21 protein-coding genes are annotated in these 22,912 nt (G+C 62.8%); 16 read left to right on the forward strand and 5 right to left on the reverse strand.

Annotated elements, in window-relative coordinates:
- Nucleotides 1-386: 386 nt before the first annotated feature.
- Nucleotides 387-1,661, reverse strand: coding sequence for a glucarate dehydratase family protein (locus AD663_RS15365; protein ID WP_053214062.1), 1,275 nt, complete (start codon nucleotides 1,659-1,661; stop codon nucleotides 387-389).
- Nucleotides 1,658-3,061, reverse strand: a complete 1,404-nt coding sequence (locus AD663_RS15370) for an MFS transporter (protein ID WP_053214063.1) — start codon at nucleotides 3,059-3,061, stop codon at nucleotides 1,658-1,660. The genes AD663_RS15365 and AD663_RS15370 overlap by 4 nt, the downstream gene beginning before the upstream one ends.
- Nucleotides 3,062-3,170: 109 nt before the next feature.
- Between AD663_RS15370 and AD663_RS15375 the strand changes: the two genes are divergently transcribed.
- Together AD663_RS15375 and AD663_RS15380 are read left to right on the forward strand one after the other, a co-directional pair.
- Complete coding sequence (locus tag AD663_RS15375; RefSeq protein ID WP_003182394.1) at nucleotides 3,171-4,067, forward strand: LysR substrate-binding domain-containing protein; 897 nt, start codon at nucleotides 3,171-3,173, stop codon at nucleotides 4,065-4,067.
- A gap of 189 nt (nucleotides 4,068-4,256) precedes the next feature.
- Nucleotides 4,257-4,691, forward strand: coding sequence for a nuclear transport factor 2 family protein (locus AD663_RS15380; RefSeq protein ID WP_003182396.1), 435 nt, complete (start codon nucleotides 4,257-4,259; stop codon nucleotides 4,689-4,691).
- Between the two features lie 110 nt (nucleotides 4,692-4,801).
- Here AD663_RS15380 and AD663_RS15385 read toward each other — a convergent pair whose 3' ends face one another.
- On the reverse strand, nucleotides 4,802-5,725 hold the full coding sequence (locus AD663_RS15385) for a LysR family transcriptional regulator (RefSeq protein ID WP_053214064.1): 924 nt from the start codon (nucleotides 5,723-5,725) through the stop codon (nucleotides 4,802-4,804).
- A gap of 123 nt (nucleotides 5,726-5,848) precedes the next feature.
- On the opposite strand from AD663_RS15385, the gene AD663_RS15390 reads away from it, so the two are divergent.
- Nucleotides 5,849-6,055, forward strand: coding sequence for a 4-oxalocrotonate tautomerase family protein (locus AD663_RS15390; protein ID WP_003182400.1), 207 nt, complete (start codon nucleotides 5,849-5,851; stop codon nucleotides 6,053-6,055).
- Nucleotides 6,056-6,251: 196 nt separating this feature from the next.
- Here AD663_RS15390 and AD663_RS15395 read toward each other — a convergent pair whose 3' ends face one another.
- On the reverse strand, nucleotides 6,252-8,393 hold the full coding sequence (locus AD663_RS15395; RefSeq protein WP_053214065.1) for a TonB-dependent siderophore receptor: 2,142 nt from the start codon (nucleotides 8,391-8,393) through the stop codon (nucleotides 6,252-6,254).
- A gap of 146 nt (nucleotides 8,394-8,539) precedes the next feature.
- Entirely contained in the window at nucleotides 8,540-9,928 is a 1,389-nt protein-coding gene (locus tag AD663_RS15400) for a PLP-dependent aminotransferase family protein (protein ID WP_003182403.1), read from the reverse strand.
- A gap of 136 nt (nucleotides 9,929-10,064) precedes the next feature.
- Between AD663_RS15400 and AD663_RS15405 the strand changes: the two genes are divergently transcribed.
- The 13 genes from AD663_RS15405 to AD663_RS15465 all read left to right on the forward strand — a co-directional run bounded on the left by AD663_RS15405 (nucleotide 10,065) and on the right by AD663_RS15465 (nucleotide 22,799).
- Nucleotides 10,065-11,273, forward strand: a complete 1,209-nt coding sequence (locus AD663_RS15405) for an MFS transporter (protein WP_053214066.1) — start codon at nucleotides 10,065-10,067, stop codon at nucleotides 11,271-11,273.
- A 64-nt stretch (nucleotides 11,274-11,337) separates the two neighbouring features.
- Complete coding sequence (locus tag AD663_RS15410; protein WP_003182408.1) at nucleotides 11,338-12,009, forward strand: GntR family transcriptional regulator; 672 nt, start codon at nucleotides 11,338-11,340, stop codon at nucleotides 12,007-12,009.
- 109 nt (nucleotides 12,010-12,118) lie between these two features.
- Nucleotides 12,119-13,051, forward strand: coding sequence for a 4-hydroxyproline epimerase (locus AD663_RS15415; protein WP_053214067.1), 933 nt, complete (start codon nucleotides 12,119-12,121; stop codon nucleotides 13,049-13,051).
- Entirely contained in the window at nucleotides 13,048-14,163 is a 1,116-nt protein-coding gene (locus tag AD663_RS15420) for an FAD-binding oxidoreductase (protein WP_053214068.1), read from the forward strand. Before AD663_RS15415 ends, AD663_RS15420 begins: the two co-directional genes overlap by 4 nt.
- Before the next feature lie 191 nt (nucleotides 14,164-14,354).
- Nucleotides 14,355-14,591, forward strand: coding sequence for a 2Fe-2S iron-sulfur cluster-binding protein (locus AD663_RS15425; protein WP_053214069.1), 237 nt, complete (start codon nucleotides 14,355-14,357; stop codon nucleotides 14,589-14,591).
- Nucleotides 14,588-15,844 (forward strand): FAD/NAD(P)-binding oxidoreductase, encoded by a 1,257-nt coding sequence (locus AD663_RS15430; protein ID WP_053214070.1) that lies wholly within the window; start codon nucleotides 14,588-14,590, stop codon nucleotides 15,842-15,844. Before AD663_RS15425 ends, AD663_RS15430 begins: the two co-directional genes overlap by 4 nt.
- Nucleotides 15,845-16,032: 188 nt before the next feature.
- Nucleotides 16,033-16,794, forward strand: coding sequence for an AraC family transcriptional regulator (locus AD663_RS15435; RefSeq protein WP_003182418.1), 762 nt, complete (start codon nucleotides 16,033-16,035; stop codon nucleotides 16,792-16,794).
- Nucleotides 16,795-17,013: 219 nt separating this feature from the next.
- A complete protein-coding gene (locus AD663_RS15440) occupies nucleotides 17,014-17,832 on the forward strand; it encodes a transporter substrate-binding domain-containing protein (protein ID WP_003182419.1) in 819 nt (272 codons plus the stop codon).
- 10 nt (nucleotides 17,833-17,842) lie between these two features.
- Entirely contained in the window at nucleotides 17,843-19,621 is a 1,779-nt protein-coding gene (locus AD663_RS15445; RefSeq protein ID WP_053214071.1) for an aconitase X, read from the forward strand.
- Nucleotides 19,614-20,279 carry an amino acid ABC transporter permease gene (locus AD663_RS15450; RefSeq protein WP_003182423.1) on the forward strand — a complete coding sequence of 222 codons (666 nt, stop codon included), beginning with the start codon at nucleotides 19,614-19,616 and terminating at the stop codon, nucleotides 20,277-20,279. The genes AD663_RS15445 and AD663_RS15450 overlap by 8 nt, the downstream gene beginning before the upstream one ends.
- 9 nt (nucleotides 20,280-20,288) lie before the next feature.
- Nucleotides 20,289-20,939, forward strand: a complete 651-nt coding sequence (locus AD663_RS15455; protein ID WP_003182424.1) for an amino acid ABC transporter permease — start codon at nucleotides 20,289-20,291, stop codon at nucleotides 20,937-20,939.
- A complete protein-coding gene (locus AD663_RS15460; RefSeq protein WP_003182426.1) occupies nucleotides 20,932-21,654 on the forward strand; it encodes an amino acid ABC transporter ATP-binding protein in 723 nt (240 codons plus the stop codon). The genes AD663_RS15455 and AD663_RS15460 overlap by 8 nt, the downstream gene beginning before the upstream one ends.
- A gap of 116 nt (nucleotides 21,655-21,770) precedes the next feature.
- Nucleotides 21,771-22,799: a proline racemase family protein gene (locus AD663_RS15465; protein ID WP_003182428.1), complete on the forward strand. Its 1,029-nt coding sequence runs from the start codon at nucleotides 21,771-21,773 to the stop codon at nucleotides 22,797-22,799.
- The last annotated feature ends 113 nt before the right edge of the window (nucleotides 22,800-22,912 follow it).

Here is a 22,912-nt window from a genome sequence, read left to right on the forward strand (position 1 = left end):
GCTCCGCAACAGGGGACGGGATGTCGGAGGCGATTATCGAAAGGTGCCCGGGCACGTCATACGCTGCCTTGGGGGCAATTGGCGGATGCTTTGGAAGCGCCGGGCCGGCGCGGCAGTTTGGGTGTACGACGGCGAGGCCGACGGGTGCGGTACTTTGGGTGTGGGCCGCAGGGGGCCTGGGGAATATAGGCTAGGTATCACTGATTTGTGGCGAGGGGATTTATCCCCGCTGGGCTGCGAAGCAGCCCTGAAACCAGATAACTCCGTGTATCAGTCTGATTGAGTGGGAAGCTTATGGGGGCTGCTTCGCAGCCCAACGGGGATAAATCCCCTCGCCACAGGAGCTTGCTCCCGCTGGCCTGCGCAGCAGGCCCCTTGCCTTCGCCTCAAAACCTGGGCTTGACGGTTTTCCAGTCCGGCCGGTAGCGCTGCATCTGCTGCACGTCGTCACGCTGGCGGATGCCGCAACGCAGGAACTGCTCATGCAGCATGCCCAACTGATCCCGGTCCAGTTCCAGCCCGAGGCCAGGCGCCCGGGTGATCTTCACGCAGCCGTCGACAATCGGCAGCTTGCCGCCCTTGATCACCTCTTCATCCGGCTCCTGCCACGGGTAATGGGTGTCGCAGGCATAGTCCAGGTTTGGCACAGCGGCCGCCACATGGGCCATCGCCATCAGGCTGATGCCCAAATGTGAGTTGGAATGCATCGACACGCCCAGGCCGAAGGTGCTGCACATTTTCGCCAGCGCCTGGGTGTCCCGCAGGCCGCCCCAATAATGATGGTCGGCCAACACGATCTGCACGCTGTTCAGCGCCACGCTGCGGCGGAACTCGTCGAAGTCGGTGACCACCATATTGGTCGCCAACGGCAGCCCCGTGCGTTTGTGCAGCTCGGCCATTCCCTCCAGTCCCGGCGTCGGGTCTTCGTAGTACTGCAGGTCGTCACCCAGCAATTGGGCCATGCGAATCGAGGTGTCCAGGGACCAGTTGGCGTTGGGGTCGATGCGCAACGGATAGCCGGGAAACGCCCGTTTCAAGGCCTTGATGCACGCCACTTCGTGCTCGGGCTCGAGGGCACCGGCCTTGAGCTTGATGCTCTTGAAGCCATAGTCCTGGATCATCCGCCGGGCCTGGGCAAGGATCTGCTCTTCGTTGAGCGCCTCGCCCCAACTGTCCGGCGGGTACGGTGAATCGATGTGCTCGGCATACTTGAAAAACAGGTACGCGCTGAACGGAATCTCGTCACGAATCGCCCCACCCAACAGGTCTACCAGCGGCACGTTGAGGTAGTGGGCCTGCAAATCCAGGCAGGCCACTTCGAACGCCGAATAAGCATTGCTGACCGCCTTGCTCGCATGGGAACCCGGCGCCAGTTCGGCACCGGCGACACTGGCCGGCCGCTGGGCGGCCACGGTGGCCTGGACGATGCTGCGCAACTGATTGAGGTTGAACGGGTCCAGGCCAATCAGCTGGTCCTGCAGTTGCAACTGGATCGCCAGTGCCGGCGCATCGCCGTAGCTCTCCCCAAGGCCGATGTATCCGTTGTCGCTCTCGATCTCGATGATCGAGCGCAACGCGAACGGCTCGTGGATGCCGCTGGCGTTGAGCAAGGGCGGGTCGCGAAAAGCAATCGGTGTGACAGTGACGCGTTTGATCTTCATACAGCGGCTCCCGATGGGCCAGGGTTCAAGGCTTGGGGTTTTTCTGGTTGGTCGGCAACAGTGACCGCAACGGTTTCAGGTCGGCCGGAAAGTGAGTTCGGTGTATCGCGCCCGGGTTTGGTCCGGGCAAAAAAGATCACCACGGCGGCAACCAGCGAAGTAATCGCCAACCCGTACAGGCCGCCTTCGATGGAGCCGGTGGTCTGCTCCAGGAAACCGAACGCCGTGGGCGCGACGAAGCCGCCGAGGTTGCCAATGGAGTTGATCAGGGCGATCACCGCCGCCGCGATGCGCGCATCCAGGTAACCCTGGGGAATCGGCCAGAACAGCGCCGACGCGGCCTTGAAGCCGATGGCTGCAAAACAGATCGCCACGAAGGCGAAGATTGGCCCGCCCGTGGTGGACATGAACATGCCGAACGCGGCAATCACCAGCGTCACCGCGACCCAGGCTTGCTGGAACTTCCATTTGCCGGCCAGGGCGGCGAAGCCGTACATCGCGATGATGGAAATGATCCACGGGATGGAATTGAGCAAGCCGACCTGAAAGTCTCCCAGGTTGCCCATTTTCTTGATCATGCTGGGCAGCCAGAACGTGGCGCCGTAGATGGTCAGGGCGATGGAAAAATAGATGAAGCAGAACAGTGCGATCTGCCGGTCGGCCAACAGCTTGAACATCGACGGCTTGACCACTTGGGCCGCTTCCCGAGCCTGTTGTTCTTCGGCAATGGCCGCAATCAGCACGGTTTTCTCTTGCGCCGTCAGCCATTTCGCCTGGCTCGGGTGCGATTGCAGCCAGAACCAGACAAACCCGCACAACACGATGGAAGCGAAGCCTTCGATCAGGAACATCCATTGCCAGCCATGCAGGCCCAATCCGCTGATGTGCAGCAACGCCCCGGACACCGGGCCGGAGATCACCGAGGCAATGGCCGAGCCGCTGAGGAAAATCGCCATTGCCTTGCCGCGCTCGTTGGCCGGCAGCCATTGGGTGAAGTAGTAGATGATGCCGGGAAAGAAGCCCGCCTCCGCCGCGCCGAGGATGAAGCGCAGCACATAGAAGCTGGTTTCACCGCGCACAAAGGCCATGGCCATGGCCGCTGCGCCCCAGGTGAACATGATGCGCGTCAGCCAGGCCCGAGCGCCGTAGCGTTGCAGGAGCATGTTGGACGGGACTTCGAACAGCGCGTAACCGACGAAGAACAGCCCGGCGCCGAGTCCATAGGCGGCGGCGCCAATGCCCAGGTCGGTTTCCATATGGCTGCGCACGAAGCCGATGTTGACCCGGTCGATGTAGTTGACGATGAACATCACCACTACCAGGGGCAGTACATGACGTTTGACCTTGGCGGCGGCGAGCGCCAGGGTGCTGTCATGGGTGGAGTCCGGTACGTTATTCAAGGGTGCCTCCCGATCATTTTGTTTTTGTGGGGAACGGGACGATGATGGACGCGGCGGATTGTTCCCGTCTAATCTAACTTGGCACTTGATTGATACCTGGATTGAATCAATGTTTGAACTGGCCCAACTGCGCTGCTTCACCACCGTGGCGACTGAACTGAACTTTCGTCGAGCCGCCGAACGGCTGAACATGACCCAGCCACCGCTGAGCCGGCAGATCCAGTTGCTGGAGCATCACCTGGGCGTCGAATTGTTCACCCGCAGCACCCGCAGCGTGGCACTCACCGCGGCGGGTCGGGCCTTTTTCGTCGAAGCGCAGAACCTGCTGCAGCAGGCCCAGCAAGCCGCCGAGGCCGCCAAGCGCTTCGCCCAGGGCGACATCGGCACGGTCACCATCAGCTTCGTCGGCAGCGCGGTGTACGAGTTCCTGCCCAAGGTCATCGCCGAAGCCCGGCTGAAACAACCCCAGGTCAAGATCGTCCTGGCGGAAATGAACACCTACCTGCAACACGAAGCCCTGCGCGCCCGGCGCATCGACTTGGGCATCGTCCGCTCGCCGCTGCTGGAAACCGGCTACGCCACTGAATGCCTGGTGCGCGAGCCCTTCGTGCTGGCGGTACCGGCCGGACATCCGCTGGCCAGCGCCGAAACCGTGAGCGTCCAGGACCTGGATGCGCAACCGTTCCTCATGTACTCCCACTCCGCCTACCCGCCCTTCAACGAACTGCTCACCGGCATGCTCCGCTCAGCCCGGGTCGCGCCGCAATTCGTGCAGTGGCTGGGCTCGTCGCTGACGATCCTGGCCCTGGTCAATGCCGGCATGGGCCTGGCGCTGGTACCGCGTTGCGCCACCAGCGTGGTGTTCAAGCAGGTGGTATTTCGTGAGATCGACCTGGGCGAAGGGGTGCAGAGCGAATTGCACCTGGTGTGGCGCGAGGACAACGACAACCCGGCGTTCACCATGTTGCTGGAGGGGATTCGAGGGGCAGTTCGGGACGGGTTGTAAACACGACACCAGGGCTAGAAAGGCCCTCACCCCATGACCCGGCTCGGGCTGCCAGTACTCGACCGCCGGCAATTTAGCGCGCGAACCGACCGCTGAACTATTCCCGTTGCCCTCGACAAGTTGTACGATGACCGACGAGCGCTGCGCTCGTCCGTTCCAAATACCTACAAAAACAAGGAAAACACCCCCATGAAAAAAGCGACATTGATCGTTAGCTTTCTGTGCCTGTTCAGCGGCTATGCTGCGGCAGCCACGTCATCGCCAGAACAGGACGTGGCCAAGGCCGTTGATCAGCTGACCCAGGCCATGCTGCACAAGGACATCCCACAACTCCAGGCACTGGCTTCCGAGAAGCTGACCTACGGGCATTCCAGCGGCAATATCCAAGATAAAAAAGCGTTCATCGCCGACATCGAAACCGGCAAGAGCGCGTTCAAGACCCTGGAAATGCAAAACCAGAAAATCACCTTGTCGGGCGATGTAGCGCTGGTGCGCAACCACTTCTCGGCGCAAGCGCTCAAGGGCACTGAGGTGGTGCCGACGGAAATCGAGAACTTCCAGATCTGGCAAAAGCAGAAAGACGGCAAATGGCTGCTGATCGGTCGCCAAGCGTTCCGCTTCTGATCGCCGACTGAATAAGGCGTTTTCTGTGGCAAGCCTGGGGGCGCGCATCGCCCCTTGGTTGGAAGCTAGCTTTCACGCCGCAGGAAACGCTTGGCTGAAGGATGTTCCCGTCAGTTCCCGGCCCACTGCTGCCGGTGCTCCAGCAAGAAGTCGACGAAAGCACGAACCCGTTGCGGCACATAGCGGCCGTGGGGGTACAGCAAGGTGAAGGGCCGAGACCGGCCACTGAACGGCTGCAGCACTTCCACCAGGCGTCCATCCGCCAGTTCCTGTTCGACGATGAACCGATACGTCTGGAACAACCCCGCGCCATGCTTGGCCAACGTCACCCCGCCCAGCACATCATCCGAGCAGCTATAGCTGCCCTGGCCGAAGACCTCCTGTTCCTTGCCATCGACAGTGAACAACCAGGAAATTCGCCGGCCGCTGCTGGGCAATTCGAATTGAATGCATTGGTGATCGTTCAGGTCTTCCAGGGTCTGCGGCGTGCCGGCCTGGCGCAGATATTCCGGGGTCGCGACCACCACCAGCTTCGCGTCTTCCAGCAGACGGGCAATCATCGAAGAGTCCGGCTGGGCCCGCACGCGGATCGCCAAGTCATATCCTTCGGCGACGAAATCGATGTTTCGATTGCCCAGGTGAATGTCTACGCTGACTTGCGGGTACAGCGCCCGGAACGCCGGCAGCAATGGCAGGATCCGGTGATGACCGTAGGTGGTCGGCAGGCTGATGCGCAGCTGACCGGACGGCACCGATTGAGCGCCCATCACTTCCTGTTGCGCCTCGACCAGTTGTGTCAGGGCCTGGCGACATTGCTCGAAATAGCTGCGGCCTGCTTCGGTGAGTCGGATGCTGCGGGTGGTGCGCACGAAAAGCCGCGAGCCCAGGCGCTCCTCCAGGCGGAAGATCGAGCGGCTCACCGCTGCTGGCGTCACACCTGCCAAATTCGCCGCCGCCGTGAAACTGCCCGCCTCCGCCGCCATGCAAAACAGCTCTATGCTGCCTAACTGCAGATCTTCGAAATGTCGCTTCATGATTCGTTACGCCGCGTATCGACTGGAGTATGCAGATGCCTGTTTATCAGCCTGTGGCGTATAAATACAGTCTTTGCTTGCCCGGGAATCCTCCCGCGCATTTTTTATCAGCAGGAGTGCAGCATGCCTTTCGTCAATGTTCGTATCACTCGCGACGGGGTTACCCGTGAGCAGAAAGCCCAGGTTATTTCTGAAATTACTGAGACGTTGCAGCGGGTGCTGGGTAAGGATCCGCATCTGACCCATATCGTGATCGAGGAGGTTGATACGGATAATTGGGGGTATGCGGGGATGACGGCTACTGAGGCTCGAAGTCAGCCCAAGCAGTAGTGGCGTGGGCTTAGTTGGGGTCGCGTCTTCCCTGTGGGAGCGGGCTTGCTCGCGAAGACGGTGGCACTACCAGCGCTGAGGCAAGCTGATCCACCGCTTTCGCGAGCAAGCCAGCTCCCACAGGGGCTTTGCAGTGGCCACAAATCTGCCTATCGATACACCTGGCTTGCTCGCACCGCTCCTGTTTTATTGAGCCTCAAAGCGAGTAGGAAATACCGGCCTGCACGGTTCGTGGTGCGCCTGGGTAGGCGTAGACGTTACCGAATGCGCCTTCTTCGTAGTCGGCGTCGAACAGGTTTTTCAGGTCCAGGTTGAGGCGGATACGTTCGTTGACCTTGTAGTAACCGAGCAGGTCCACGACGGTGTAGCTGTCCATGGAGAATGCATTGGCCGCCGTCTGGCCGGCCCGCTCGTCCACGTACTTGGCACCGACACCCAGGCCCAGGCCCTTGAGGCCGCCGTCTTGGAATTCGTAGACGTTGAGCAGGCTGAAAGAATTCCTGGGCACGTTGAGCAGTCGGGTGCCGGTGGGGATGTTGATGTCCTTGGTGACTTGCGCATCGACGTAGGCGTAGCCACCTATCACGCGCCATTGCGGCGTCAGGTTGCCTGCCACGTTCAGGTCAAAACCTCGGCTGCGCACTTCGCCAGCGGCCACGCTGAACGTCGAATCCACCGGGTCAGTGGTGAGCACGTTACGTTTTTCGATCTGATACACCGCCGCATCGACGCTCAACTGACCGTCCAGGGCTTCCCACTTGACCCCCATCTCATAGGACTTGCCCTCCTCCGGCTTGAACCCGCCACCCGCCCGGCTGGCACCGTTGTTGGGCTTGAAGGAACGGGCCGTGTTGGCATAGACCGCGACGGTGTCGCTCAGGTCGTAGATCAGCCCCAGGCGCGGAGTGACGGCATTGTGGCTGGTGTCCCAGTTTCTGCTGCCGGGTGGATTCTGCGGCACGAAGCTCTCGTATTCATGTTCGAACCGCTCGAAACGCGCACCGGCCAACAATTTCAAACGTTCGGTGAGCGCCACCTGGTCCTGGACGAACATCCCGAATGTCTTGAGGTTTTCCTGGTCGTCGGTGGGTGTGCGCGTCAGCGCGGGGCGGGGCTGCCCATACACCGGATCGAAGATGTCGATCGGGTAGGCACCGGTCCCGGCAGCCGAACGCTGGATGATGGATTGGTAGTCGTAGTCTTCATACTCGATGCCGGTCAGCAACGTGTGTTCGAACCCACCGGTGGAGAAATGTCCGGTGAGGTTGAGCTGGGTGTCCCGGTCGGTCCATTCCAACTTGCGATAGTTGAAGTTGCGTCCCAGAGTGCGCCCATCCGCCGCGATGCCATTGCCTTCAATGGCATTGCCCTGCAACGAGCCCTCCAGCCATTGGGTACCGCCGGCCAGGGTCCAGTCGTCGTTGAGCATGTGCTCGAAACGCACCTGCAGCATGTTGTTGTCGTTGTGCAATTTACCGGCGTCTTTTTCACCGAAGAAGGTATCGCGCGAAGCGCTGCCGCGCTGGCCGGCATAATGGGTCAAACCCCGGTCCAGCGGCGCATTGTTGCGCATGAAGTCGCCTTCGAAAGTCAGGCGCGTGGTGTCGTTGACCTGCCAGGTCACCACCGGCGCAATGCCGTAACGCTCAGTCTCGACGTGGTCGCGAAACGTGTCGCCACCCTCGCCCACCACATTCAAGCGATAGGCCAGGTTGCCTTCCTGATCCAACGGCCCGGAGGCATCCAGCGTACCGCGACGCATCCCCTGATCGCTGACTTGGCTACCGAGGGTCACCGTGCGCTCGGCCAACGGCTGTTTGGACACCACATTGAAAGTACCGCCCGGATCACCACGCCCATAGAGCATGGTCGCCGGACCACGCAGCACTTCCAGCCGCTCGATGGTGTTGGCGTCCGGCATGTTCGGGTAGCCACGGTTGATCGGGAAACCGTTGCGGTAGAACTCCCCGGTGGTGAAGCCGCGTACCGTGAAAGTGGTCAGACCCTGACCGCCAAAATTATTGGCCCGGCCTACGCCGCCGGCGTAATCGAGGGCGTCCTGTAGGCGCGTGGCGCCGAGGTCTTCGACCACGTCACGGGACACTACGGAAATGGATTGTGGGGTTTCATGGATCGCCGTGTCGGTACGGGTGGCGCTGGCTGAACGGGTGGCCTGGTAGCCCTTCACCGGTCCCTGTGCTGATTCATAGTCTGAAACGCCGACGATATCCGTGGCTTGCAGCTCAAGGGTCGCCGGGGTGGCAGGTATTGACTCTTCTGCCCAGGTGGAAACGGAGTAAGCCTGGAGCACACACAGTGAAACGAGAATCCGACGCATCGATGCACAATCCTAATGGAAAAAAGCCACCACATTTGGAGGCTGACAAGAATGTGTCGCGAAAGATACAACAACTCATTCCTGTTTGATATTTATTCCCATTAACGCTGGGTGTTTTTGTGACTGCTTAGTCAGCCAAAAGCAGACTAAACCGCCGCAATCGACTCCTGCTCCACCCGCTGGAAGAACACCTGCGCACGATGATCCTGGGTATAAGCCACGTTCAACCGCAACCAATCGCACGCCTCGCCCTGGGGCAGGAACGTCGAGCCCTGGGACAGTTGGATTTGCAGCTCCCGGGCGATCTGCTGCGCCCGTTGTGCCGCCAGCCACCGCGGCCTGGCCCAGACGAACAGGCCCCCCATCGGCTCGGCAAACACCTCCCAATGGGCGGGGTCCAATTGCCGAAGCGTGCTCGCCATCCGCTTGTTCAGGCGCTGGCGCAAGCGCTGGATCAGCTTGCGATAAGCGCCATTGGCCAACAACGTCGCCACCACATTTTCAGCCAGCAGCGAGCAGCCGATGCCGGTCACCATCTTGACCTCGGCCAGGCGCTGGATGATTTCGGGTTGGGCAACCACATAACCGATGCGCAGCGAACTGGACAGCGTCTTGGAAAAACTCGCCAGGTAAATCACCCGGTCCAGGGCATCCAGGGACGCCAGTCGCGACGTCGGGCCATTCTGGAAGTCGGCGTAGATGTCGTCCTCGATAAGACGAAAGTCATGTGCCGTTGCCAGTTGCAGCAGCCGATAAGCCACGCTGGGGGCCAGGCTGGTGCCGGTGGGGTTTTGGTACATGCTGTTGATGAAGAAATACGACGGCTTGTGCTCACCGAGCAACTGCTCCATCTGGGCGATGTCGGGACCTTGGGCTGTTCGCGGCACTGCCAGGGTCTTGACCCCATGCAATTTCAGCAGGTTGAAAAGGTTGTAATAGCCGGGGCTTTCCACCAGCACCAGGTCACCTGGCTTGAGCAGGGTTCGCACCAGCAGGTCAAGGCCCTGGCTGGCGCCTTGGGTGGTGATGATTTGCGCCGGGTCGACGTGAATGTCGATCAGGCCCAAGCGTTTTTGGATGTGCAGGCGCAGCTGAGGCGAGCCCAACGGGGTGCTGTAGTTGAACAGGGCGTGGTTGTCGCTGCGCACCACTTGGCGGATCGCCTGGCCCAGGTCGGTGTCGTCGCGCCAGGCGTCGGGAAGCCAGCCACAACCGAGCTTGAGCTGCGTCGATGCATTATCGAACAACCGCCACGCCTCATTATCGGCTTCAGGTGCCGGCTCCATCGGCCGGGGCAACTGCTGCGCGACAAAAAAACCCGCGCCATGCCGGGACTCCAGCACGCCGCAGGCCACCAATTGATCGTAGGCCTTGATCACGCTCGACAGGCTCAGGTCATTTTCCCGGGCCAACTGGCGAATGGACGGCATTCGCGCCCCGGGGCGAATGCCATGGGCGGCTATCCAACCCTCGATGTGAGCCACGAGCTGCCGGATCAAGGGTTCGGTAACGTTGCGATCAATCTTCAGATCCACGGCTGGCACCCTTGACTAAGTGTTTTCTAATTTCGAGCGAACAGTTAAGCATAAATGGCCTGGGTCTGTTCCTTGTTTACGTTGTGCCCGGAAGTGATAGTCCCCGGGACTTCATGCGCACACTTAAGGAAAACCCTTGAACCCACAGCATCGACATTCCTGGGGACTGGCTTTCGGCCTTTGCCTGATCACCCTGGCGGTCAACCTGCAAGCGCCGCTGTACACCACTTACGCGCAGTTATCCGGTTACGGTGCCGGCGCCACGGCAGTGGCGTTTTCCGGTTACGTGCTGGGAGTGCTGCCGGTGCTGCTGGCCTTCGGCGGTCTGGCCGACCGGGTGGGACGCAAACCGTTGATCCTGATCGCGCTGGGCCTGTCGATGCTGGCGACAGTGGTGACATTGCTCTGGCCGAGCCTCCCGGCGCTGGGCCTGGCGCGCCTGATGATGGGCGTCGGTACGGGGCTGGCCTCGGCCACCTCGACCGCCTATATGACCGAACTCATGGCAACCGCCGACACCCGCGCGCCGGCCAACCGGGTCACGGCCAGCACGTCCCTGGGGTTTGGCCTGGGTGCGGCGCTGACCAGCCTGTTTTTGTACGCTCATCACAGCGTCACGCCCGGCAGTTTCTGGATGCAGTTGATGCTGGCCGCCAGCGCTATCGTCGTCGTGTGGCGGCTTCCCGACCCGGCGATAAAGAATCAAAACGCCCCCTTGCTGCGACTGCCGTTATTTCCGCGCGGCAGCCTGCCCTACAGCTTTTCCATGTTGCTGGCCTGGGCAACCTCGGGGTTGGTCATCGCCATCTTGCCGTCGGTGCTGGCGACCCATGACTTGCAGGGTTGGTCGGGCCTGTCGACCTTCACGGTGATCAGTTGCGGGCTGCTCTTCCAGCCCTGGGTTCGACGCATCTCTGCGGCCAAGGCCACGGCATTGGGGCTGGTGATCTTACCGTTGAGCTACGCCTTGCTGGCTTGGGGGGCGAGTGTCGGTTCGTTGACCGCCGTGCTGCTCGGCGCGCTGGGCGCCAGCAGTGCGTGTTATGGCTTTCTGTACCTGGGCGGGCTCTCAGCGGTCACGGCGATGGCCGGTGTCGAAAAGGCACGAGTCACCGCTGGATTTTTCCTGTTTGCCTATATCGGTTTCAGCATTCCGGTGGTGGTGACCGGATGGCTGGCGGATTATTTCGGCGCAGACGCGGCATTGGTCCTGTTTGGCCTGGCCTTGGCTGCCGGGGCGTGTGGTACGGGACTTATCATCGTTCGGACACAGGCCTACGTGACGCATCTGTCCCACGGCTTAACCAGGATTTCTGTGGCGAGGGATCGACCCGACCACTCATAGCCCCAACGACCATCCCGGCAAAGTCGTATACCATATCCGCATCTCAGCCGAACGATCCGCCGCCGTGACTTTATCCAAGTTCAACCTGCCCGACCTGGGCAATACCCCCTCCACTTCGGAGATCATCACCCGTCACCTGCGCGATGCCATCGTCGCCGGGCATTTTGCCGAAGACGAGCCGATTCGCCAGGACGACATTGCCCGTCAGTTCAACGTCAGCAAGATTCCCGTGCGCGAGGCACTCAAGCGCCTGGAAGCCGAGGGCCTGGTGATGTTCCAGCGCAATCGCGGGGCCATGGTCACGCGCATTTCCGAGGCGGAGCTGGCGCAGATGTTCGAAGTGCGAATGCTGCTGGAAGACAAAGTCCTGCGCCTGGCGATTCCGAACATGACCGAAGAAACGTTCGCCCGCGCCGAGAGCATCTGCCAGGAATTCATCGGCGAAGACGACGTGGGCCGCTGGGCCGAACTGAACTGGCAACTGCACGCCTGCCTCTACGAACCGGCGCAACGGCCCTTTCTGGTGGGCCTGATCCGTTCAGTCCACGACAAGCTGGAGCGTTACTTGCGCATGCAGATGAGCCTTTCGGCCGGCAAGGACCGCGCCGATCATGAGCACCGGGACATCATCAAGGCCTGTCGCGCCGGGGACGTCGAACGGGCGGTTGGACTGTTGGACGAGCACATCGCAGGGGTCTGCAAGACACTGTTCGAGTTCCTGCCTTCCAGCCAATGAACCAGCACTGTGCCGATTTCGTCATCAGCGGCGGATAAATCCATCAAGCCTTCGCCCCTCGGCGCGGGCCACGCTTGCCGTCACTCATCTGAACGGACGTGGTCCTCCCATGAAACGCATCACCGTGATCGATTCCCACACCGGCGGCGAACCCACTCGGCTGGTCACCGACGGTTTTCCTGACCTGGGCCAAGGCAGCATGGCCGAGCGCAAACAGCGCCTGGCCGCGGAGCACGATGCCTGGCGTACGGCCTGCGTGCTGGAACCGCGCGGCAGCGATGTGCTGGTGGGTGCGTTGCTCTGTGAACCGGTGGATCCGAGCGCCTGTGCCGGGGTGATCTTTTTCAACAACAGCGGCTACCTGGGCATGTGCGGCCACGGCACCATCGGCCTGGTGGCGTCACTGGCGCACCTGGGCAGGATCGGCCCCGGCGTGCACAGCATCGAAACCCCGGTGGGCACGGTGCAGGCAACCCTGCATGACGATCACTCGGTCAGCGTGCGCAACGTGCCGGCTTACCGTTATCACCAGGCGCTGCGCCTGGAAGTGCCCGGCATCGGCCCGGTGGTGGGCGATGTCGCCTGGGGCGGCAACTGGTTTTTCCTGATCGCCGAGCATGGCCAACGCGTGGCGGGCGACAACCTCGATGCATTGACCGCCTACACCTACGCCGTGCAACAGGCTCTGGAGCAGCAAGGCTTTCGCGGCGAAGACGGCGGCTTGATCGACCACATCGAACTGTTCGCCGATGACCCTCACGCCGACAGTCGCAACTTCGTGCTCTGCCCGGGCAAGGCCTATGACCGCTCCCCTTGCGGCACCGGCACCAGCGCCAAGCTGGCGTGCCTGGCCGCTGATGGAAAACTGCAACCCGGACAGATCTGGCGGCAGGCCAGTGTCATTGGCAGCGAGTTCGAAGGCTCCTACGAACGCGCGGGCGAGCGCATCGTGCCGACCATCCGTGGCCGTGCCTACATCAGCGCCGAAACCACGCTGATCATCGATGCGAATGACCCGTTCGCCTGGGGCATTCGTCCATGAACCAAGGCCCAGGCGCCGACGTGATCGTCATCGGCGCGGGCATCATCGGCGCGGCCTGCGCCCGCGCGCTGGCGCAACGGGGCCTGAAGGTGCTGGTGCTGGACGCCGGCTGGCATGGCGCCACGGCGGCCGGCATGGGCCATTTGCTGGTGCTCGATGACAACCCGGCGGAACTGGCCCTCAGTCAATACTCATTACAGCGCTGGCGCGAGTTGTCCCCCAGTCTTCCCGATGGCTGCGCCTGGCGTAACAACGGCACCTTGTGGCTGGCGGCCAATGCCGAGGAAATGGCGGTGGCCCACAGCAAGTACCTGAACCTGCTGGCCCATGGCGAAGCTTGCGAACTGATTGGTAGCGCGGCCCTGCGCCAGCGCGAACCCGAACTGCGCAAAGGCCTGGAAGGCGGGCTGCTGATCAAGGGTGACGGCATCCTGTATGCCCCGGCTGCCGCTCGCTGGATGCTGGAAGAGGCGAATATTCGCCAACAACGCGCCCAGGTCATGGAGGTCGATGGCCCGCGTGTGCGCCTGGCCGACGGTCGCTGGTTGAGCGCCGACGCCGTCGTCCTCGCCAACGGAATCCAGGCCACCGAGCTATGCCCGGAGTTGCCCATCGAGCCGAAAAAAGGCCACCTCTTGATCACCGACCGCTACCCCGCCACGGTGGCCCATACCCTGGTGGAACTGGGCTATGTCACCAGCGCCCACAACGCCAGCGGGCCGTCGGTGGCGTGCAATATCCAGCCACGTCCAACCGGGCAGTTGTTCATTGGTGCGTCGCGGCAGTTCGGCACCGTCGACCCGCAGGTGGAGGGTTGGATGCTGGCGAAGATGCTCAAGCGCGCCGTCGACTACATGCCGGGGCTGGCGCAACTCAACGGCATTCGCGCCTGGACCGGTTTTCGCGCCGCCAGCCCCGACGGCCTGCCGCTGGTGGGGCAACATCCGCAACGCAAGGGCCTGTGGCTGGCGGTGGGTCACGAAGGATTGGGGGTGACGACGGCGCCCGCAACCGCTGATCTGCTGGTTTCGCAGCTGTTCAACGAAACATCGCCACTGGCCCCTCAGGCTTACCTGCCACAGCGCTTCCTCGGAGAACCGGCCCATGCCTGACGCCCGACACAACCCCTTGTGGCGAGGGAGCTTGCTCCCGCTGGGGCGCGCAGCGGCCCCAACGTCGACTTGGCGACTCGGTGTGTCAGGACAGACCAAGGGGCCGCTTCGCAGCCCAGCGGGAGCAAGCTCCCTCGCCACGGGGTCGGCGTTTCGCCCTGACCTTCGCCTAACCAGAGGACACTGATGTTATGCCTGATCTATTCCTGGACGGCCGCCCCCTGTCAGTGGCCAACGGCAGCAGCGTCGCGGCGGCATTGGCTTTGGGCGCGGACGGCTGCAGCCGCACGTCCGTCAGCGGCCAGCGCCGTGCGCCCTTATGCGGCATGGGCATCTGCCAGGAGTGCCGGGTGATGATCGACGGCCACCGCCGCCTGGCCTGTCAGACGGTGTGTCGCGACGGCATGCAGGTGCAAACCCGACCATGAACGAAACCACCGACCTGTTGATCATCGGCGCCGGCCCCGCTGGCATGGCCGCTGCGCTGGCTGCGGCAAACAGCGGCCAGCGCATCGTAGTGCTCGACGACAACCCGCTGCCCGGCGGACAGATCTGGCGCGACGGTCCCCAGGCCAGCCTCCCCGACACGGCTCGACGCCTGCGCGAGCAACTGCACGCCTGCGCCAACATCCGCTGCCATGCCGGCACTCGGGTGATCGCCTGCGCCGCCAAAAAAACCCTGCTGGTGGAAGATGCCGAGCGCGGCTGGCAGATCAGCTATGAGCGCTTGATCCTTTGCACCGGTGCCCGTGAACTGTTGCTGCCCTTCCCCGGCTGGACGCTGCCCGGTGTTACCGGCGCCGGTGGCTTGCAGGCGCTGATCAAGGGCGGCCTGCCGGTGCGCGGCGAGCGGCTGGTGATCGCCGGCAGCGGACCGTTGTTACTGGCCAGTGCCGCCACAGCCAAGCACCATGGCGCTCGCGTGCTGCGGATCGCCGAGCAGGCCAGTCGCGCCCGTGTGGGCGGCTTCGCCGCGCAACTGCCGCGCTGGCCGGGCAAGCTTGTGCAATCGTTCAGTCTGTTCGACGGTCATTACCGCACCGGCACTCATGTGCTGGAGGCCCTGGGGCGCGAACGGCTGGAAGGCGTGCGCTTGCTGCAACACGGCAAGATCGTTGAATTGGCCTGCGACCGCCTGGCCTGTGGCTTCGGGCTGATTCCCAACACCCAGCTCGGCCAGGCTCTGGGCTGCGTGGTGGGAGACCAAGGGCTGGTGGTCGACGCCTGGCAAGCGACCAGCCGCCGCGACCATTATGCTGCGGGCGAATGCACCGGTTTTGGCGGCAGCGAACTGGCGCTGGTGGAAGGCGCCATCGCCGGCCACGCGGCGGTGGGCAATAGCGCAGCCGCCCAGCGCCTGTGGCCGCGCCGCGCACGTTGGCAAGGTTTCGCCCAGGCACTGAACAAAGCCTTCGCCCTCGACGCACGACTCAAGACCCTGGCCCGCGCCGACACACTGGTCTGCCGCTGCGAAGACGTGCCGTACGGCGAGCTCGTCGGGCATGGCAACTGGCGCGAAGCGAAACTGGCCAGCCGCTGCGGCATGGGCGCCTGCCAGGGCCGCGTGTGCGGCGCCGCGCTGGAGCATCTGTTCGGCTGGACCCCGCCCACACCCCGCCCGCCCTTCAGCCCGGCGCGGATCGAGACCCTGCTGGGACTTGAAGAAACACCGCCCACCTGAGCGCACCTGGACCTTTTGTGGGAGCGGGCTTGCTCGCGAAGACGTCAGCACAGTCAATATCAATGCAAGCCGAGCCACCGCTTTCGCGAGCAAGCCCGCTCCCACAGTCGACCGAGTCGGCTCCAGAATTTTCCTGCCTCAATGGCTTTGGCTCTATGATCTGTGGATCTCTCGGATTGCAGGTGCCCATGTACCCCACGCTCACCTCCTTCGCCCCCTGCGACCTGGACACCCTGCTGCGCAGCCTGCAACCCATCGCGCCGCTGCTCGACACCCTCGCGGACGTGGTGTTTTTCATCAAGGACAAGCAGGCCCGCTACGCCTTCGTCAACCAGACCCTGGCCCGGCGTTGTGGCTTCAAGCACAGCGGCGATTTGTTGGGCCTGACTGCCGAGCAGGTGTTTCCCGAGCGCTTTGGCCCGCTGTATACCGAACAGGATCGGCGAGTGCTGGCCAGCGGGCGGGAGCTGGCCGACCAGCTGGAGTTGCACCTCTATTACGGCAACCAGCCAGTGTGGTGCCTGACCCACAAACTGGCCTTGCAAGACCTCAATGGCGAGACCGTCGGCCTGGCGGGCATTTCCCGTGACTTGCAGCTGCCCCAATCGAGCCACCCGGCGTTTCAAAAATTGGCGGCGGTGGATGCCCATATCAAACACCACTTCGCCCGCCCCATCAGCCTGGCCGAGCTGACCGCCATCGCCGGTTTATCGGTGGCGCAGCTGGAGCGGCACTGCAAGCGTATCTTCCAACTCACGCCCCGGCAGATGATTCACAAGGCCCGCCTGGAAGAGGCCTCGCGATTGTTACTGGACAAGGACCTGCCGATCACAGAGATCGCCTTGCGCTGCGGTTACACCGACCACAGCGCGTTCAGTCGCCAGTTCCGGGCGCTGACCAGCCTGTCGCCCAGTCAATACCGCGAATCTGCATTGGGCGTTGTTCCCTAACGGGGCGCCGGGCACCTGCGCTGCTCCTATCTGTAACACCTCAAACGCGCACGCCACCCCATCCCACTGCCGCTCATTCAGTGCAGAAGCCTCTATTTCCGCTGTTTGGTGACGTTCTGGCGGCCGCAGCGCAGATAGGCACGCTGATTGCTTATCTAATATCGTATACGAAATCCTCAATACGATATCTCACCGCATTTATTCGACAGCGAGGCATTTATGAAAAACCCTGCATTGGCCGTAGCCCTCAGCGTTGTCCTCACACCCCTTTTCATCGCCCCCGCCCAAGCCGACAAACTCGACGACATCATCGGTTCCGGCAAACTGCGTTGCGCCGTGACCCTGGACTTCCCACCCATGGGCTTTCGCGACGAAAGCAATAAGCCGGCAGGCTTCGACGTGGATTACTGCCACGACCTGGCGAAGGTCCTCGGTGTAGACGCCGAAGTCGTGGAAACGCCTTTCTCCGACCGAATCCCCGCGCTGTTGTCCGGCCGCGCCGATGTCATCGTCGCCTCCACTTCCGACACTTTGGAGCGGGCCAAGACCGTTGGCCTGACCGTGCCTTACTTCGCCTTCCAGATGGTCGTGCTGACCCGCGACAACACCGGCATCAACAGCTACGCCGACCTCAAGGGCAAGGCCTTGGGCAACACCAGCAGCACCTACGAAGCCATCGCCCTGGAGAAAGACCAGAAGAGCTGGGGCAGCGGCAGTTTCCGCGCCTACCAGTCGCAGAACGACACGCTGCTGGCCGTCGCCCAAGGGCACATCGATGCGACCGTGGTCACCAACACCGTAGCCGCTGCGACGATCAAGTCGGGCAAGTACAAGGGCCTGAAGATTGCCGGCGACGCACCCTACGTCATCGACTACGTGTCCCTCGGCGCCAAGCGCAGCGAGTACGGCCTGCTCAATTACCTCAACCTGTTCGTCAACCAGCAAGTGCGCACCGGCCGCTACAAAGAACTGTTCGTCAAATGGGTCGGCACTGACATTCCGCCGGCCAACCTGACCGTTCCCCAGGTTTATTACTGAGGATCGGCGCATGCCAAGCACGCCTGTCCGTGTGAAAGGCCGCAGCCTGGTGGAGGGTGCCGCCCAGGGCGCCCTGCTGTTCGCCGACGTGGGCCTGAGTTTCTGGGGCGGCGTCGATCCGGCCAGCGGCGAAGTCATTGACCGTCACCATCCCCTGAGCGGCGAACGCCTGGCCGGGCGTGTGCTGGCGATTCCCAGCGGACGCGGCTCCTGCACCGGCAGCAGCGTATTGATGGAGCTGATCAGCAACGGCCATGCGCCCGCCGCCCTGGTGCTGGCCGAAGCCGATGAAATCCTTACCTTGGGCGTGCTGGTGGCAGAGGTGATTTTCCAACGCTCCCTGCCGGTCTTGTGCGTCGGGCACGAGGCGTTTGCCGGGCTGCGCGGGCAAGGATTTGTGCGGCTCGAAGGTGACGGGCTGACCTTGTCGGGCCGACGTCCGAATGATCAGTGGATTGCAGCGGATGTGCCCGCGCAGCCGTCCATGCCCTCCACCGTCAGCCTCACCGAACGGGACCGGGCGCTGCTCGACGGCCGTCATGGCAAGGCTGCCCAAGTGGCGATGCAAATCGTCCTGCGCATGGCCGACATCCAAGGCGCCACGCAGTTGCTGGACGTGACCCAGGCCCACATCGACGGCTGCATCTACACCGGTCCGGCCAGCCTGCGGTTTGCCGAACAATTGGTGCAGTGGGGCGCCAAGGTACACGTGCCCACCACCCTCAATTCGATTTCCGTGGACCAGCGCCGCTGGCGGGAACTGGGCGTCGATCCCGCCCTGGGCGAACCGGCCAGTGCCTTGGGCGACGCCTACATGGCCATGGGCGCGCAGCTGAGTTACACCTGCGCGCCCTACCTGCTGGACACCGCACCCAAGGCCGGCGAGCAGATCGTCTGGGCCGAATCCAACGCGGTGGTCTACGCCAACAGCGTGTTGGGGGCGCGCACGCAGAAGTACCCGGACTTCCTGGATATCTGCATCGCATTGTGTGGACGGGCGCCCCTGACCGGTTGCCATCTCGATGACCAGCGCAAGGCCAGGCTGATCATCGACGTGCAGCAGCCAGATAACGTGGACGACAGTTTCTACCCGCTGCTCGGCTATCACATCGGCAGCCTGACGGGGCGGCGCGTCCCGTTGATCCGCGGTCTGGAACAGGCCAACCCGACACTGGACGACCTCAAGGCATTCGGCGCCGCATTCGCCACCACCAGCGCCGCGCCGTTGTTCCATATCGCCGGGGTGACGCCGGAGGCCCTGGACCCGGACCACGTCGTGGAGTCTGGTATCCGCTTGCCAAAAGAAACCGTCGATGCCGCAGGCCTGCTCGCCAGTTGGCGCGAGCTCAACAGCGCCCGCGACAACCATGTGGACGTGGTTTCCCTGGGCAACCCGCATTTTTCCCTCAGCGAATTCGCGACCCTGGCGCCCCTCTGCGCAGGCCGCGTCAAACATCCCCAAGTGGTGCTGGCGATCACTTGCGGCCGCAGGGTGCTGGAGCAGGCCCGGCAGGCCGGCCACCTGGACGCCATCGAGGCGTTCGGCGCGGTGCTGGTGACCGATACCTGCTGGTGCATGTTGGGCGAACCGGTGATCCCGCCGCAGGCCACCACCCTGATGACCAACTCGGGCAAATACGCCCATTACGCACCGGGCCTGGTGGGGCGCGGGGTGCATTTTTCCAGCCTCGCGCAATGCATCGACGCCGCATGCGCCGCCACGACCCACGGCCAGCCGCCGGCATGGCTGCAACCCACCGCCCGCCTGGGGAGCCCTGCACATGTTTGACTACAGTTTCCAATGGCGCCCGGCATTGCGTGCCCTGCCCGACATGCTCGCCGGGGCCTGGGTCACGTTCGAGACCGCTGCTTTGTCGATGATCTTCGGCGTATTGATCGCCCTGGTCTTGACCGTGATGCGCCAGGCCCGCCATCCGTTGCTGCGCGGCGTTGGCAATGGTTGGGTGTCCATCGCCCGCAACACGCCGTCGCTGTTCCAGATCTACATCCTCTACTTCGGCCTCGGTTCCCTCGGGCTGCACGTCAGTTCCTGGCTGGCACTGCTGGCCGGGATCACCTTCAACAATGCCGGCTACCTGGCGGAAAATTTTCGCGGTGGGCTCAAGGCCGTGCCCAGCACACAAATGCGCGCGGCCCGCTCCTTGGGCATGAGCGCCTTCCAGGCGTACCGGATGATCATCGTCCCGCAGCTGCTGCGCATCGTCTTCTACCCGTTGACCAACCAGATGGTCTGGGCGGTGCTGATGACGTCCCTGGGCGTGGTGGTCGGCCTCAATAACGACCTCACCGGCGTCACCCAGGAATACAACGTCAAGACGTTCCGCACCTTTGAATACTTCGCCCTTGCGGCCGTGCTGTATTACCTGATCGCCAAGCTGATCGTCGGGCTGGCCCGGCTGTTGTCTTGGCGCTTGTTCCGTTATTGAGGGCTCGTCATGTTTGAAACCAGCCTCACTATTAACGACTTGTTGTTCTTGCTCGACGGGGCCTGGGTCACGCTGCAATTGACCGCTTGGTCGATTCTGCTGGGCACCCTGGCCGGGTTGCTGTTCGGCCTGTTGCGGGCGCTGATGCCGCGCGCCAGCCTGCCGCTGGCCTGGGTCCTGGACGTGTTTCGCAGCGTGCCCCTGCTGATCCAGTTCGTGCTGTTCAATTCCCTCAAGAGCATCGCGGGGCTGGACCTGAGTGCCTTCGCGGTCGGCTGCATCGTGCTGGGGGTATACGCCGCCGCGTACTTCACCGAAATCGTCCGCGGTGGCGTGCTCGCCGTGCCATTGAGCACCCGCCGGGCCAGCCGTTCCCTGGGCCTGAGCTACCTGCAGGACCTGCGTTTCATCGTCCTGCCGATTGCCACGCGGGTGGCCTTTCCCGGCTGGCTGAACCTGGTGCTCGGCGTGATGAAGGACACCGCGCTGGTGATGTGGATCGGCATCGTCGAATTGCTGCGCGCTTCGCAAACCATCGTCACGCGCATTCAGGAACCCCTGCTGGTGCTGTGCATCGCGGGCCTCTTTTACTACGTCATGAGCCTGGTGGTCGCCCGCCTCGGCGCACGCCTGGAAAGAAGGTGGCAGGAAAATGATTGAGATCGAAAACGTACACAAATCCTTCGGTGACCTGGAAGTGGTCAAGGGCGTGAGCCTGACGGTGGACAAGGGAGAAGTGGTGTCGATCATCGGCGGTTCCGGCTCTGGCAAGTCGACGCTGCTGATGTGCATCAACGGCCTGGAGCCGATCCAGAAAGGCAGCATCCGCGTGGACGGTATCGAGGTTCATGATCGCGCCACCGATCTCAATCGCTTGCGGCAGAAGATCGGCATCGTGTTCCAGCAATGGAACGCCTTCCCCCACCTGACCGTGCTGGAAAACGTGATGCTCGCGCCGCGCAAGGTGCTGGGCAAGAGCAAGCAGGACGCCGAGGCCCTGGCGGTGCAACAGCTCCAGCACGTGGGTTTGGGGGACAAGCTCAAGGCCTTCCCCGGCAAGTTGTCCGGCGGCCAGCAGCAACGCATGGCCATCGCCCGGGCCTTGGCGATGTCACCGGACTACATGCTGTTCGACGAAGCCACCTCGGCCCTGGACCCGCAACTGGTGGGCGAAGTGCTGGACACCATGCGCATGCTCGCCGAAGACGGCATGACCATGGTGCTGGTGACTCACGAGATCCGCTTCGCCCGGGATGTGTCCGATCGAGTGGCGTTCTTTTGCAACGGGCGAGTCCATGAAATCGGGCCGCCGGACCAGGTGATCGTCAACCCGGTGCAGCCGGAGACGGCGGCGTTTCTCAAGTCGGTGAAATAGCGGATGGCCTCTTCGCGAGCAAGCTCGCTCCCACACTGGCTAGTGCACACCATTGAACCCTGTGGGAGCGGGCTTGCTCGCGAAAGGGCCCTACAAGACAACACAAGGATCGATCCATGCGCTCATCCAGAATCATCCATGTAGTCAGCTGCCACGCCGAAGGCGAAGTCGGGGATGTGATTGTCGGCGGCGTCGCCCCGCCACCCGGCGCCACGGTGTGGGAACAGTCGCGCTGGATCGCCCAGGACCAGACCCTGCGCAACTTCGTGCTCAATGAGCCCCGGGGCGGCGTATTCCGCCACGTCAACCTGTTGGTGCCGGCCAAGGACCCACGGGCGCAAATGGCCTGGATCATCATGGAACCGGCCGACACCCCGCCGATGTCCGGTTCCAACTCGCTGTGCGTCGCCACGGTGCTGCTGGACAGCGGCATCCTGCCGATGACCGAACCCCAGACCCGGCTGGTGCTGGAAGCGCCGGGCGGATTGATCGAAGCCGTGGCCGACTGCCGCGACGGCAAGGTGCAGCGAGTCGAAATCAAGAACGTGCCCTCCTTCGCCGACCGCCTCGACGCCTGGATCGAAGTCGAAGGCCTGGGCTCGCTGCAGGTCGACACCGCCTATGGCGGCGACAGCTTTGTCATCGTCGATGCCCAGCGCCTCGGCTTCGCCATCCGCCCCGACGAAGCCGCCGAGTTGGTGGCGGTAGGCTTGAAGATCACCCGGGCGGCCAATGAACAACTGGGCTTCGTCCATCCGCTGAACCCCGACTGGTCGCACATCTCGTTCTGCCAGATCGCCGCGCCCATCGTCCAGGAGAACGGCATCGCCACCGGCGCCAACGCGGTGGTGATCCAGCCCGGCAAGATCGACCGTTCCCCCACCGGCACCGGCTGCTCGGCGCGCATGGCGGTGCTGCATGCCAAGGGCCTGATGCAGGTTGGCGAACGCTTCATCGGACGCTCGATCATCGGTTCTGAATTCCACTGCCGCATCGATTCGCAGACTGACGTCGCCGGACGCCCGGCGATTTATCCGTGCATTGCCGGACGGGCGTGGATCACCGGCACGCATCAGTTGCTGCTGGACCCGGCCGATCCGTGGCCGCAGGGCTATCGGCTTTCAGATACCTGGCCTGGCGCATGATTTTTGAATTTGCACATACACCTGTGGCGAGGGAGCTTGCTCCCGCTGGGTCGCGAAGCGGCCCTCTGGATTTGCCTGATACACCGAGTTGCCAGGCCGTTATTGGGGCCGCT

Origin of the sequence: Pseudomonas sp. Q12-87 (genome assembly GCF_001269755.1) — a bacterium.
In the GTDB taxonomy this organism is placed as follows: Bacteria; Pseudomonadota; Gammaproteobacteria; order Pseudomonadales; family Pseudomonadaceae; genus Aquipseudomonas; species Aquipseudomonas fluorescens_S.